Source organism: Cupriavidus basilensis (assembly GCF_008801925.2).
In the GTDB taxonomy this organism is placed as follows: Bacteria; Pseudomonadota; Gammaproteobacteria; order Burkholderiales; family Burkholderiaceae; genus Cupriavidus; species Cupriavidus basilensis.
The window spans coordinates 3,151,443-3,165,122 of record NZ_CP062803.1; the positions used below are offsets into that span (position 1 = coordinate 3,151,443).

Here is a 13,680-nt window from a genome sequence, read left to right on the forward strand (position 1 = left end):
CGCGGGGTGCAGCCCGTGAACCCGACGGCGGCACGCCAGGACGCCCGGCTATTGCTGGAGTTTCCGGGACTACTTCGACGTACGCAACTCCAACAGGTGCCGCGCGGTTTCCAGCTCTTTCTGCAACAGTTCGGCATCCGGCAGCACGGTACGGTAGTTCGCCGCCATCACCTTCGAAGGCAAGCCTTCCAGCGCATACCGCGCCAGCGCATGGCCCTTGTCTGCGCACAGAATCAAGCCCACGGGCGGGTTTTCCTCGGGGTAGGCCCAATGTTCCTTGGCATAGTTGCAATACATGTGCATCTGGCCCACGTCCGCATGGGTCAGGCTGCCCAGCTTCAAGTCGATGATGACCAAGCAACGCAACTTGCGATGGAAAAACAGCAGATCGACCCGATACCAAGTCTGGTCAATGCGCAAGCGCCGCTGCCGGCCGACGAAGGTGAAGCCTTCGCCCAGCTCCAGCAGAAAATCCTCCAGCCGCTGGATTAACGCGGCCTCCAGATCGGATTCCGAATACTCGTCCTTGAGGTTCAGGAACTCCAGTACATACGGGTCTTTGATCGCGTCGTCGGGCGTGACGGCATCCTCGGGCCTCGCCACAGCTCCCTTGACCAGCATCGCCGCCTTATCCTTGGACAAGGCGGTGCGCTCGTAGAACTGGCTGCCAATCTGCCGGTCAAGCTGGCGCACGCTCCAGCCGCCGCGTAGTGCCTCGGTTTCGTAGAAGCGCCGGGCATGGGTATCCTTGACCACCAGCAGCCGGACATAGGCCGACCACGGCAGCGTGAACACTTGCGCCAGCTCGGCGAGGCTCAATTTCCCAGACACCGTCTGGGATTTCTCATCAGGCAGCTCGTTGTCCAATTTCCCAGACAGTGTCTGGGAAATCTCGGAAACAGGGTATGCGAGGAAGAACCGCCGCATGTTCTCCAGGTTGTTGACGCCAAAGCCCCGCCCGAACCGCGCGGTCAGGTCAGCGGACAACCGGGCCATCAACTGTTCGCCGTACCCCGCGCGCCGCTTGCCCTGTTGTTCGGCCTCCACGATGCGGCGGCCAATCTCCCAGTAGCTGGCCGTCATCAGCGCATTGACGCTGCGCGCTGCTGCCTGGCGCGCGGCATCGAGCAGTTCCACGATGCCGCCGTGGATGCCCGCGTAGCCGGCAGGTACGGCGGCGGGTGCGGCTCCCACCGCCGCAGGCGTCTTCCTGGTCATGCGACCACCTCCGCAGGCCGCTGCGCCTCGGTGATCGTTTTGCGCCGGTTCGCCACCAACTCGGCGGCCTTGCGCACAGGGTCGTCCTCGGTGTGAACGTAGCGCATGAACATCGCCACGGTCTTGTGCGCCGTCAGCGCCATGCCGACTTTGACAGGGATACCCGAGTTGGCAATGTCCGTGGCCGAGCGATGGCGGATGCCGTGCGTGCCCACATGGGCCGCGCCCGCCGCCTTGAGGGCGCGGCTCCAGCCGCCGTAGTACTCGCCCGTGGTCAGATGCTTGCCGGGGTGGCGCGGAGAAGGCAGCACGTAAGGGCTGCCCTCCTGCCGTGGGGCCGTCGAGAGCAGCCGGTAGGCTTCCTCGCTCATGGGCTTGGACATGCCGCCGGTCTTGCTGTCGGGCCAGACTACACGCCGGTTTTCCAGATCCACCCAAGCCCATTCGAGCGTGACGACTTCGGAGCGGCGACCGGCGAACTCGAACTGCAGGCGGATCGCCAGCGGGATGACGTAGTTCTCCAGGCCCTCGGCCTCGATGTGCTCCAGTCGCCGAAACAGCTTGCCCATGTCCTCGTCGCTGATGAGGTGGGTGGCCTTGCCGTTGGGGTACATCGGGACGTGGCGGCAGGGATTGGTGCCGTCCGTCCGATGGCCCCATACCTCGGCCAGATTAAACATCTTGCGCATCACGCTGAAAGCGCGGTTCGCCTCGGCCGGCTTGTGGGCCATCTTCTTCATCGCCGTGGCCACGTCCGGCCGCTTCACATCCTGCACCTTCATGCGGCCCAGCATCGGAACGATGCAGCGGTCTATGACGGCCTGATACCCCCGCTGGGTGCTGGGCTTGTTGCGCTGCTTGGAGTAGTCCTCCATGAACTTGGTGCACAGCTCCTGACCGTGGGGCTGCGCGGGCAGCGGCCTTGGCCGCGCTGGGGTCGCCGCCCCGGCGCACCTCGGCCAGCCATTCCTGGGCCAGCGAGCGGGCCTGCTCGACGGTCAGTTCCCCGTACAGGCCCAGAGCGGGCTTGCGCCGCTCGCCGGCGTTCGTGCGGTACTGGAGCATGAAGACCTTGCGGCCCGCTGGTGTAACCTTGCACAGGAAGCCGGGCACCAGCGTGTCCCGGAGTTCGACGGCCTGCGCCTGGGGTAGCGCCGCATCGACTGCGGACTTGGTGAGCTTGAGTTTTGCCACGATGACTCCTCGGAAAGACCCGATTCCCAAGAGCCATGTAGGGGCCAGCAGAGGGGAAGCCGGGTCAGGTTTCGGAAAGCACCGGCATATGTTGAACTCGCCTAAGTTATTGATAAACCTGCTGCATCGGGTTTCGGCGTAGTCCAGCGAAGTTCGGTGCTGGAGTCATGGTGAAATGAAAAAGGCCCCGCTCGTGCATGGGCGGGGCCAGACTGAAGCTGAAACGGGAGCTGGGCGCCGGAGCCCGCGCTCAGCCCCCGAACTCAGCCCCCAAACCAGTTGACCAGCCGCAAGCCCGGCAGCCCGGCAAAATCCCTGATATTGCGCGTCACCAACGTCAGGCCGTGCGCCATCGCGACGGATGCGATCTGTCCATCCACAAAAGGCAGGCTCAGCCCAGCCCGCTCCCGCAGATTGCGTAGCTCGGCATGGATCCGCGCCGCGGCGCTGTCATAGGGCAAGACCGGCAAGCTGCCCGCCACTTCCTGCACGAAGCGGCCAACTGCGTCCTTGCGCTGGCTATCCGGCATGCGCAGCCAGCCATAACGTAATTCATGCCAAACCGGCGCCGGAATAACCAGTTCGCCATCGAATCGGGCCAGATTCGCCATGACCTCCGCATCCGGCTTTGGCCGCATCGCCTCCGAGACAATATTGGTGTCCAGCAGCCAACTCGCAGCGCTCACCATGTGAAGTCACGCCCGTCGCCGGGTTGACGCACATGCTCGAATGGGTCGGCTTCATCTTCCGGTTGCATGTGCTCGCTGCGCCACTCGCTCAAACGCCCAAAGAAGCCCGACGTGGAACCGACAAGCAGCCGGTATTGCGACCAGGACATCAACACTGCGGCCGGCTCACCGCGCCGGGAGATCAGCAGCGGTTCCTGCCCTCTTTCCGCGTCCCGAAGCACATCAGCCAGATGCGCTCTTGCCTCCGAGAATGGAATGGTTTGCATAGCGTGCCTCCCGCTCGAAATGTACAACTCAATTGTACAAGAATGAGCCGCCGCATGTCGGCGAGGGGTTTCCTTGCGGCAATGACGATGACCACGGCCCTCAGGCCATCAACCGGTAAGCCAGCCGCGCCGCGGCCCGAGCGCCGCAGGTGTCGCGGTCATAGAGCGGATTGAACTCCGCCAGGTCCGCCACGCGCAGCTTGCCGCTGGCGCGCACCAGCGCCACCACCTCCTCGACCACGGGCAGGGGCACGCCATAAGGGGCAGGCGCCGAGACTGCCGGCATGACTGCCGCCGGCAGCACGTCGAGGTCGATCGTGAGGTAGACGTGATCGACCGCATCCATCAGCCCCTGCAACTCGGCAAGCCGCGCGTCCAGATGCCGTTCCTGCATCTGCACGTCCTCGACGTAGTGCACGCCAAGCGCCTTGGCATGCGCGAACAGCGCGGCGGTATTGCCGAGCCGGCTGACGCCCAGGCAGGCGTATTCGAAACGCTGTCCGCGCTCGCGACACGCCTGCGCGATCTGGTCGAAGGGCGTGCCCGAATTGCCGGGACGGCCGGTGCGCAGGTCGAAGTGCGCATCGAGGTTGATCACCAGCACGCGGCCGTGGTCGCCGCGCGCATCGAGATGCGCGCGCAGCCCCTGCCAGGTGCCCCAGGCGATCTCGTGGCCGCCACCGAGCACCAGCGGGAATGCCCCCTGCGCCAATTCGGCCGCGACCGCTGTTGCTAACGCTTGCTGCGCCGTCTCGAGATCGCCATCGTGGCAGACGACGTCGCCCGCATCGTGGAACGCTTCCAGGCCATGGGCCGGGATGCCGGCCAGCGCGCGGCGGATCTCGCGCGGGCCACCCGCCGCGCCGGGACGGCCTTGGTTGCGCAGCACACCGGCGTCGCAGCAAAAGCCTAGCAGCACGGGCGCGCCGGGCACGCGTTCAGTGCCTTGCGCGCGCATGACATTGAACAGCCGACGCGTGTCGCCCAGCTCGCCCGCATCGCTGCGGCCGTGCCAGATGCTGCCCGGCGCCGCGGCCATTGGATCCCTTTCGCTCATGACAAGCGGCGACCCAGGGTTTCCGGCACCATCGCCAGGCCGATCAGCGAGACCAGGCCGCAGCCGATCACGTAGAACGCGGGCGCATTGGGATTGGCGGTGAGATGGATCAGCTCGGTCGAGAAGAACTGCGCGAAACCACCGAAGATGGCAATCGCCACGCAGTAGGCAATCGACAGGCCGGTGGCGCGCATGCGCTGCGGCAGCACCTCGCTGACCAGCACCATCGACGCAGGCGAAGTCATCGACATCGGCACCGAAAGGCAGCCCACCACCAGCAGCAGGCGCGTCAGGCTGGGCTCGGCGTTGATCAGCACGAAAGCGGGATAGATCATCAGCAGCAAGGCCACGCGCGACCACAGCACCACCGGGCGCCGCCCCACCCGGTCGCTCAGCCAGCCCGCGAACGGCGACAGCACGACCTGCACGGCAGCGGCCACGCAAGCGGCCCAGATGCCCAGCGACAGCGGCATATGCAGCTGGCTGACGGCATAGTTGCTCAGGTAATACACCACGATATAGGTCGACGAAGCCACGCCGATCATCAGCAGGATGCTGGCCACCAGCGCACGCCCGTGCTCACGCAGCAATTGCAGCGTGGAGCCGCGCTCCGACTCGCCGGCAGCCGGCGCCGTCTCTTCCAGGCGGCGGCGAATCACCAGGCCCACCGGGATCACCAGGATGCCGATCACGAAGGCCAGGCGCCAGCCCCATGCCTCGAGTGCCTGCTGCTCCAGCACGTTGCTGAGCAGCAAGCCAACCAGCGCGCCAAACAGCGCCGCCAGGCCCTGGCTGAACGGCTGCCAGCTGGTGTAGAAGCCGCGCGAGCGGTCGTCGGCATACTCCAGCAGCAGCGCCGTGGAGGCCCCCATCTCCCCGCCGATGGCAAAGCCTTGCACCAGGCGCGCCAGCAGGATCATGATCGGCGCGAGCATGCCGATCTGCGCATACGTCGGCGTCACCACGAAGATCACCGAGCTCAGGCCCATCAGCCAGAGCGTCAGCGCCACCGCCGGCTTGCGCCCGACACGGTCGGCGTACATGCCGATCAGCAGGCCGCCCAGCGGGCGCATCAGGAAGCCGACGCCGAAGGTGGCGAAGGACAACAACAACTGCCCGGTGGGATCGGAAACCGGGAAATACAGCCGTCCGATCAGCGTGGCGAAGAAGCTGTAGACCACGAAATCGTAGAACTCCAGGCCATTGCCGATAGTAATGGCAGCAATGGACTTGAACCTGGACAGCGGCTGGGCCGTGGCGGCATGTGGGGCCGCGATGCCGGCGATGGTGTTGTCAATGGACATGAAGTCACTCCGAAGCAAAATAATCCTGGCCGCCCGCACGCGGGCGGTGAGCGCAACCCAGACAGGGTGTTCGTCGCGCCACTACGGCAGCGCGCGTGGCTGGCGTGCGCTGCCGGCTACCCTGGCATCCGGCTAGACAGATGCCAGGCAACGCGGACCCTGCCGAGGCCGGGCCCGCGCATGTATCAGTCCGCCGCAAAGGAGGAAGCAGGCGCACCCTCCTGGCCGCGCGGCGGTCCCCAGCACCACCACGCCACCACCAGCAGCAGCAGCCACACCGCGCCCACCAGCAGCGCTGCGCGGGTCTGCGGGAACCAGCCAAGCACGCCGAAGATGAACAGCATGAAGGCGATGGCCGCGAGCGGCGCTACCGGCCAGAACGGCACGGGGAACTTCAGCGCCGCCACTTCGGCGCGGCTCATGCGCCTGCGCAGGGCGACCTGCGACAGCAAGATCATCAGCCACACCCAGACCGTGGCAAAGGTGGCGATGGAGGCGATCAGCGTGAACACGTCCTCGGGCATCACGTAGTTGAGCACCACGCCGGCCAGCAGCGCGAACGCCATCACCACCACCGTCATCCAGGGCACGCCCTTGCGCGATACGCTGGCGAAGATGCGTGGCGCCTGCCGTTGCACCGCCATGCCGTACAGCATGCGGCCAGCGCCGAAGATGTCGCTGTTGATGGCGGATACCGCCGCGGAGATGACCACGACATTGAGCAACGCGGCGGCCGAGCCAATGCCCAGCCGGCTGAAGATCTGCACAAAGGGGCTGCCCTCGCTGCCGATGCGGTGCCAAGGATAGAGAGACATCAGCACCGCCAGCGTCAGCACATAGAACAGCAGGATGCGCAGGGGCACCGCGTTGATCGCACGCGGAATCACGCGCTGCGGGTCGCGCGCCTCGCCGGCCGTGATGCCGATGATCTCGATGCCGCCAAAGGCGAACATCACCACGGCGAACGAGGCGATCACGCCAGCCATGCCGTTGGGCATGAAGCCGCCGTGCGCCCAGAGGTTGTGGATGCCGGTGGCAACGCCGCCGTCGGCCATGCCGAAGCCGAACAGCATGATGGCAACGCCGCCGCCGATCATCGCGACGATGGCGCCGACCTTCAGCAGCGAAAGCCAGAACTCCAGCTCACCGAACACCTTGACGCTGAGCAGGTTGAGCCCGCCGATCAGGAACACGATGCCGAGCACCCAGATCCAGCGCGGCACGTCCGGGAACCAGAAGCCCATGTAAATGCCGAAGGCGGTCACGTCCGCCAGGCAAACGACGATCATCTCGAAGGCATAGGTCCAGCCAAGCAGGAAGCCCGCCAGCGGTCCCAGGCCGGTGCTGGCGTACTGGCCGAACGAACCCGCCACCGGATTGCGTACCGCCATCTCGCCCAGCGCGCGCATCACCATGTAGACCGCGGCGCCACCGATCACGTAGGCCAGCAGCACCGCCGGTCCCGCGGCCTGGATGGCCGAGGCCGAACCGTAGAAAAGCCCCGTGCCGATGGCCGATCCGAGCGCCATGAAGCGGATATGACGCGCGCTGAGGCCACGCTGCAGGCCTTGCGACTGCTCTTGCATTGATTTGTCTCCCAATCTTTATTTTTTGTCGCGCCCGGGGCGCGGGCTGCTGCGTGGCAGGCGTCCCACCCCCGGGCGTCATGCCCCAAGCCTCAGAGGCTGGGCAGCAACCGCGCCGGCAGCAGCGCGTTCAGGGTGCCGGCCGCCAGCAACCGGCTCGCCGTCTCGATATCCGGCGCGAAGAAGCGGTCCTTCTCGTAGTAGGGCACTTCGGCGCGCAGCAGGCTGCGTGCCTGCTCCAGCTTGGGCGAGCTCTTCAGGCCTTCGCGGAAGTCCAGGCCCTGGCAGGCGCCCAGCCACTCCACGGCAAGGATGCCGCGCACGTTTTCGGCCATCGCCCACAGGCGCTTGCCGGCATTCGGCGCCATCGATACATGGTCTTCCTGGTTGGCCGAGGTCGGCAGGCTGTCGACGCTGTGCGGATGGGCCAGTGCCTTGTTGTCGCTGGCCAGCGCCGCGGCGGTGACCTGGGCGATCATGAAGCCCGAGTTGACGCCGCCGTTCGCTACCAGGAAAGGGGGCAGCTGCGACATGTGCCGGTCCATCATCAGCGAGATGCGGCGCTCCGACAGCGAGCCGATCTCAGCGATGGCCAGCGCCAGGTTGTCGGCGGCCATCGCCACCGGTTCGGCGTGGAAGTTGCCGCCCGAGATCACGTCGCCTTCGGCGGCAAACACCAAGGGGTTGTCCGAGACCGCGTTGGCCTCCACTTCCAGGACCTCGGCTGCCTGACGCAATTGCGTCAGGCAGGCACCCATCACCTGCGGCTGGCAGCGCAGCGAATAGGGATCCTGCACCTTGTCGCACTGCGCATGCGAACGCGCCAGCTCGCTGGTATCGGTCAGCAGGCCGCGATAGGTGGCGGCCGCGTCGATCTGGCCACGCTGGCCGCGCACCGCATGAATGCGCGCGTCGAAGGGCGCGCGCGAGCCGAGCATGGCCTCGACGCTGAGGCTGCCGCAGACCGTGGCCGCGGCAAACAGATCCTCGGCCTCGAACAGGCCGCGCAGCGCGTAAGCGGTGGATACCTGGGTGCCGTTGAGCAGGGCCAGGCCTTCCTTGGCGGCCAGGGTGAGCGGCTCCAGGCCGGCACGGGCCAGCGACTGGCGCGCCGGCAGCCATTCGCCCTGGTAGCGGGCACGGCTTTCGCCCAGCAGCACCAGTGACATATGCGCCAGCGGCGCCAGGTCGCCAGAGGCGCCCACCGAGCCCTTGAGCGGGATATGCGGATAGACCTCGGCATTGACCAGGGCGATCAGCGCATCGATCACCTTGCGGCGGATGCCGGAAAAGCCGCGCGCCAGGCTATTGATCTTTAGCAGCATGATCAGGCGGACCATGGCGTCGTCGAGCGGCTCGCCCACACCGGCGGCATGCGACAGCACCAGCGAGCGCTGCAGGTTCTCCAGATCCTCGCGGGCGATGCGAGTCTGCGCCAGCAGGCCGAAGCCGGTATTGATGCCATAGGCGGTCCGGCCTTGCGCAACGATGTTCTCGACGCAGGCCACGCTGGCGGCGATGGCCTCGGCGGCCCCGGCATCCAGGCTCACGCGCAGCGGCTGCAGATAGGCCTGGCGCAGCTGCGCCAGGGTGAGTTGACCAGGTTTGAGGTTCAGCACATTCACGTTCAAGCTTCCTTCTTGCTGTTGAGCATCGGCAGGTTCAGGCCCTGCTCGCGTGCACAGTCGATGGCGATGTCGTAGCCGGCATCCGCATGGCGCATCACGCCGGTGGCGGGATCGTTGTGCAGCACGCGGGCAATGCGCGCGGCCGCTTCGTCGGTGCCGTCGCACACGATCACCACGCCCGAATGCTGCGAGAAGCCCATGCCCACGCCGCCGCCGTGATGCAGCGAGACCCAGGTCGCGCCGCTGGCGGTATTGAGCAGCGCATTGAGCAGCGGCCAGTCGGACACGGCGTCGGAGCCGTCCTGCATGCTTTCCGTTTCACGGTTGGGGCTGGCGACCGAGCCGGAGTCGAGGTGGTCGCGGCCGATCACCACCGGCGCCGACAACTCGCCACTGCGCACCATCTCGTTGAATGCCAGGCCAAGCTTGGCGCGCAGGCCAAGGCCAACCCAGCAGATACGTGCCGGCAGGCCCTGGAAACTGATGCGCTCGCGCGCCATGTCCAGCCAGCGGTGCAGGTGCGCATCGTCGGGGATCAGTTCCTTGACCTTGGCATCGGTCTTGTAGATGTCCTGCGGATCGCCGGACAGCGCGGCCCAGCGGAACGGGCCGATGCCGCGGCAGAACAGCGGGCGGATGTAGGCGGGGACGAAGCCCGGGAAATCGAAGGCATTCGCCACGCCCTCTTCCTTGGCCATCTGGCGGATGTTGTTGCCGTAGTCGAAGGTGGGCACGCCCATCTTCTGGAACTCCAGCATGGCCTGCACATGCAGCGCCATCGATTGCTTGGCGGCCTTGACCACACGAGCCGGCTCGGTCTGCGCGCGGTCGCGGTACTGGCCCCAGGTCCAGCCTGCCGGCAGGTAGCCGTTGAGCGGATCGTGCGCGCTGGTCTGGTCGGTGACCATGTCCGGGCGCACGCCGCGGCGCACCAGTTCGGGCAGCACTTCGGCGGCGTTGGCGCACAGCGCGATGGAGACGGCGCGGCCTTCGGCGGTGTACCTGGCGATGCGCGCCAGCGCGTCATCGAGGTCGGTGGCCTGTTCATCGACATAGCGGGTGCGCAGGCGGAAATCGATGCTGGTCTGCTGGCACTCGATGTTCAGCGAGCAGGCGCCGGCCAGCGTGGCGGCCAGCGGCTGCGCGCCGCCCATGCCGCCCAGCCCGGCGGTCAGCACCCAGCGGCCCTTGAGGTTGCCGTTGTAGTGCTGGCGCCCGGCTTCCACGAAGGTTTCGTAAGTGCCCTGCACGATGCCCTGGCTGCCGATATAGATCCAGCTGCCGGCGGTCATCTGGCCGTACATGGCCAGGCCCTTGGCGTCGAGCTCGTTGAAGTGTTCCCAGGTGGCCCAGTGCGGCACCAGGTTGGAATTGGCGATCAGCACGCGCGGCGCGTTGCTATGGGTCTTGAACACGCCGACCGGCTTGCCGGACTGCACCAGCAGGGTCTCATCGTCGTTCAGCGTCTTGAGCGTCTCGACGATCTTGTCGTAGCACGCCCAGTTGCGCGCGGCGCGGCCGATGCCGCCGTACACCACCAGCTCCTTGGGGTTCTCCGCCACTTCCGGGTCGAGGTTGTTCATCAACATGCGCAGCGGCGCTTCGGTCTGCCAGCTCTTGGCGTTCAGTTGGTTGCCGCGCGGGGCGCGGATCTCTACATCGCGAAAGCGGTCGGTGTTGCTCACGGGAACTCCTTGGGTCAATAAGGCCGGCTCGAACCGGTCTGTTCAGCCATGCTAGGTATGTATAGTGTTGTATAGACAAGCTTGGATAAATTGGGGTATTCCCGGAGACAAGCCGCATGCGTGGGCAAAAAAATGCACTTGTGATTACTAAAATGATGGGAGCGACGTATAGTGCTCGCCGTTCCGGAGCACGCACCCAAGCACCGCGACGGGGACGACCCGCCCGCGGCTACGGACATCGGCGATGCGCAAGCGCGGTATGATGTTCCTGATCCGCCGCATGCCCATGGCATCGATACGGCCCTCGCGAGCCCGCCTGCGACCCGGACAAGGCGATCGCCGCGCAACCCCCCTGGAATCCCATGCTGATGCGTTTCCTGGAACGGCTGATCGACCCGTTCCGCGCCCTCCCCGACACCCAGCCCCCCAGCCAGATCTGGCGCTTCTACGCCTATTTCCTGCGGGAAGTGTGGCCGGTCTTCGCGCTGCTGCTGGGCGTGGGACTGGCTGGTGCGCTGATCGAAGTCTCGCTGTTCGGCTTTCTCGGCCGCCTGGTCGACCTGGCGCAAGCAACGCCGCCCGCCGACTTCTTCGCGCGCCACCGTGTCGAGCTGGTGTGGATGGCGGTGGTGGCGCTGCTGCTGCGTCCGTTCTTCAACGGCCTGCACGACATCCTCGTGCACCAGGTCATCAACCCGAGCCTGGGCAACCTGGTGCGCTGGCAGAACCACCGCTACGTCCTCAAGCAGAGCCTGTCGTTCTTCCAGAACGACTTTGCCGGGCGCATCGCGCAGCGCATCATGCAGACCGGCTTCTCGCTGCGCGATTCAGCGGTGCAGGCCGTGGACGCCATCTGGCATGTGTTGATCTACGCGGCCAGCTCCCTCTACCTGTTCGCGCAAGCCGACTGGCGCCTGATGATTCCCCTCGTGGCGTGGATCGCTTGCTACGTGGCCGCCATGCTGTACTTCACGCCACGCGTGAAGGCGCGCTCGGTTGCCGCCACCGGCGCGCGTTCGCGGCTGATGGGACGCATCGTCGACGGCTATACCAACATCACCACGCTCAAGCTGTTCGCCCACACGCGCCATGAAGAGGACTACGCGCGCGAAGCCATGGCCGACCTGACCGACAAGGCACGCCTGTCCGGGCGCATGGTCAGCGCCATGGATTTCACCGTGACCTCGCTCAATGGCCTGCTGATCGCCGGCACCACGGGGCTAGCGCTGTGGCTATGGAGCCAGGGCCATGTCAGCGTCGGCGCGATTGCGCTGTCGAGCGGGCTGGTGATCCGCATCGTCAGCATGTCGGGCTGGATCATGTGGGTGATCAGCGGCATCTTCGAGAACATCGGCCAGGTGCAGGATGGCCTGCAGACCATCGCCGTGCCGCGCACGGTCGGCGACCGCGACAACGCGCAAGCGCTACGCGTCGCGCGTGGCGAGGTGCGCTTCGAAGGCGTGGGCTTTCACTACGGCAAGGGCTCGGGCGTGATCGAGAACATCGACCTGGTGGTGCGCCCGGGCGAGAAGATCGGCCTGGTCGGCCCCTCCGGCGCCGGCAAGTCGACGCTGGTCAACCTGCTGCTGCGGCTGTACGACGTGGAGCAAGGACGCATCCTGATCGACGGCCAGGACATCGCCAGCGTCACGCAGGAAAGCCTGCGCGCGCAGATCGGCATGGTGACGCAGGATACGTCGCTGCTGCACCGCTCGATCCGCGACAACCTGCGCTACGGCCGCCCCGGCGCCAGCGAGGCCGAACTGCTCAGCGCGGCCGACGACGCCCATGCCGGCGAGTTCATTCCACGCCTGCGCGATGCGCATGGGGCGACGGGGCTGGATGCGCAGGTAGGCGAGCGTGGCGTGAAGCTGTCAGGCGGCCAGCGCCAGCGCATTGCCGTGGCACGGGTGCTGCTGAAGAACGCACCGATCCTGATCCTGGACGAAGCCACCTCGGCGCTGGACTCCGAAGTGGAAGCCGCCATCCAGGAGAACCTGGAGACGCTGATGCAGGGCAAGACGGTGATCGCCATCGCGCACCGCCTGTCCACCATCGCGCGCATGGACCGGCTGGTGGTGCTGGAGGACGGGCGGATCGCCGAGAGCGGCACGCATGCGGAGTTGCTGGCGCGTGGGGGGCTTTATGCGCGGTTGTGGGCGCATCAGACTGGGGGGTTTGTGGGGGTAGATTAGGGGGGATTGATGTAGGCGGCGTTGGCTTTTGTGCCCAAGGGCCTGTATGCGTGGGCTGTCTGTGGCTTGTTTTTGCGGCGTTGGTTTTTGCACCCAAGGGCCGTACGACATCCCCCTGCGGGGGCTGCCGGTCACTTTTCTTTGCGCGGCAAAGCAAAGTAACCAAAAGAAAGCCGCCCTGCCGGGAGCAGAGCAATAAGGCTATTCGATATCGTTGGTTGCGTCGTACGGCCCTGAGTGTTGGCTGGCGTGTTTTACCGGCCCAAAGGACATCGCACTTGCATGACCTAGGGGTTACGTGGCGGGGCCCCTGACCTCGTGCGCGGTGAGCGTTCGGCCATCTGCCGTTCGCGGATCGAAGGGCCGCGACACTGCCTGCATTCGTGGTTTCGTGGTTTTGTCTCTGGCGGCGGGCGCTCGGCCATTTGATGCCCTGCCGTACCGGCGCGAGCGGCACCTTGCTCTCGGCTTCCCGGGTTTCGTGGTGGGCACCGTGGCCCGTCCGCTAGGGCCGCGCTCACAGCCACGGCGCTCGTCCTCCGAGACAAAACCACGAAACCAGCCACGCCCGAAACGGCGCAGCACTTCGCGCCGCGAACGGCAGATGTGGGAATGGTCACCGCAAGCGAGGTCGGGGGCTGCACGACGTAACCCGTGGGTCATGCAAGTGCGATGTCCTTTGAGCCGGTAAAACACGCCAGCCAACACTCCGGGCCGTACGACGCAACCACTGCCCCACATAAGCCTGATTGCTCTGCTCCCGGCAGGGCGGCTTTCTTTTCGTTAGTTTTCTTTGCCGGTTGTATAGACCGGGGACATAGGTGACGGGTGTGCGAGGACATGGTTGACACTTTCGGG

9 protein-coding genes and 1 pseudogene are annotated in these 13,680 nt (G+C 65.9%); 1 reads left to right on the plus strand and 9 read right to left on the minus strand.

Annotation, left to right across the window (positions count from 1 at the left end; translation table 11 throughout):
- Positions 1 to 69: 69 nt before the first annotated feature.
- The 9 genes and pseudogenes from F7R26_RS14545 to hutU form a co-directional block, all read right to left on the minus strand.
- Complete coding sequence (locus F7R26_RS14545; protein WP_150986385.1) at positions 70 to 1,218, minus strand: PDDEXK nuclease domain-containing protein; 1,149 nt, start codon at positions 1,216 to 1,218, stop codon at positions 70 to 72.
- Positions 1,215 to 2,412: pseudogene (locus tag F7R26_RS14550) on the minus strand (tyrosine-type recombinase/integrase). The gene F7R26_RS14545 and the pseudogene F7R26_RS14550 overlap by 4 nt, the downstream one beginning before the upstream one ends.
- A gap of 263 nt (positions 2,413 to 2,675) precedes the next feature.
- Complete coding sequence (locus F7R26_RS14555; protein WP_150993328.1) at positions 2,676 to 3,101, minus strand: type II toxin-antitoxin system VapC family toxin; 426 nt, start codon at positions 3,099 to 3,101, stop codon at positions 2,676 to 2,678.
- Positions 3,095 to 3,367 (minus strand): type II toxin-antitoxin system Phd/YefM family antitoxin, encoded by a 273-nt coding sequence (locus F7R26_RS14560; protein ID WP_150993330.1) that lies wholly within the window; start codon positions 3,365 to 3,367, stop codon positions 3,095 to 3,097. The genes F7R26_RS14555 and F7R26_RS14560 overlap by 7 nt, the downstream gene beginning before the upstream one ends.
- 100 nt (positions 3,368 to 3,467) lie before the next feature.
- Positions 3,468 to 4,424: a formimidoylglutamase gene (hutG, locus tag F7R26_RS14565; protein ID WP_150993333.1), complete on the minus strand. Its 957-nt coding sequence runs from the start codon at positions 4,422 to 4,424 to the stop codon at positions 3,468 to 3,470.
- Positions 4,421 to 5,728 carry an MFS transporter gene (locus tag F7R26_RS14570; RefSeq protein WP_150993335.1) on the minus strand — a complete coding sequence of 436 codons (1,308 nt, stop codon included), beginning with the start codon at positions 5,726 to 5,728 and terminating at the stop codon, positions 4,421 to 4,423. The genes hutG and F7R26_RS14570 overlap by 4 nt, the downstream gene beginning before the upstream one ends.
- A gap of 185 nt (positions 5,729 to 5,913) precedes the next feature.
- On the minus strand, positions 5,914 to 7,314 hold the full coding sequence (locus F7R26_RS14575) for an amino acid permease (protein ID WP_150993337.1): 1,401 nt from the start codon (positions 7,312 to 7,314) through the stop codon (positions 5,914 to 5,916).
- 92 nt (positions 7,315 to 7,406) lie between these two features.
- Positions 7,407 to 8,933 (minus strand): histidine ammonia-lyase, encoded by a 1,527-nt coding sequence (gene hutH / locus F7R26_RS14580; RefSeq protein ID WP_193692168.1) that lies wholly within the window; start codon positions 8,931 to 8,933, stop codon positions 7,407 to 7,409.
- Positions 8,934 to 8,941: 8 nt separating this feature from the next.
- A complete protein-coding gene (hutU, locus tag F7R26_RS14585) occupies positions 8,942 to 10,627 on the minus strand; it encodes a urocanate hydratase (protein WP_150993341.1) in 1,686 nt (561 codons plus the stop codon).
- 362 nt (positions 10,628 to 10,989) lie between these two features.
- On the opposite strand from hutU, the gene F7R26_RS14590 reads away from it, so the two are divergent.
- Complete coding sequence (locus F7R26_RS14590; RefSeq protein WP_150993343.1) at positions 10,990 to 12,822, plus strand: ABC transporter ATP-binding protein; 1,833 nt, start codon at positions 10,990 to 10,992, stop codon at positions 12,820 to 12,822.
- The last annotated feature ends 858 nt before the right edge of the window (positions 12,823 to 13,680 follow it).

Coding starts and splice junctions, on each gene's coding strand:
- F7R26_RS14575 (WP_150993337.1), bottom strand. CDS start 7,314: ATGCAAGAGCAGTCGCAAGGCCTGCAGCGTGGCCTCAGCGCGCGTCAT.
- F7R26_RS14570 (WP_150993335.1), bottom strand. CDS start 5,728: ATGTCCATTGACAACACCATCGCCGGCATCGCGGCCCCACATGCCGCC.
- hutG (WP_150993333.1), bottom strand. CDS start 4,424: ATGAGCGAAAGGGATCCAATGGCCGCGGCGCCGGGCAGCATCTGGCAC.
- F7R26_RS14545 (WP_150986385.1), bottom strand. CDS start 1,218: ATGACCAGGAAGACGCCTGCGGCGGTGGGAGCCGCACCCGCCGCCGTA.
- F7R26_RS14590 (WP_150993343.1), top strand. CDS start 10,990: ATGCTGATGCGTTTCCTGGAACGGCTGATCGACCCGTTCCGCGCCCTC.
- F7R26_RS14560 (WP_150993330.1), bottom strand. CDS start 3,367: ATGCAAACCATTCCATTCTCGGAGGCAAGAGCGCATCTGGCTGATGTG.
- F7R26_RS14555 (WP_150993328.1), bottom strand. CDS start 3,101: ATGGTGAGCGCTGCGAGTTGGCTGCTGGACACCAATATTGTCTCGGAG.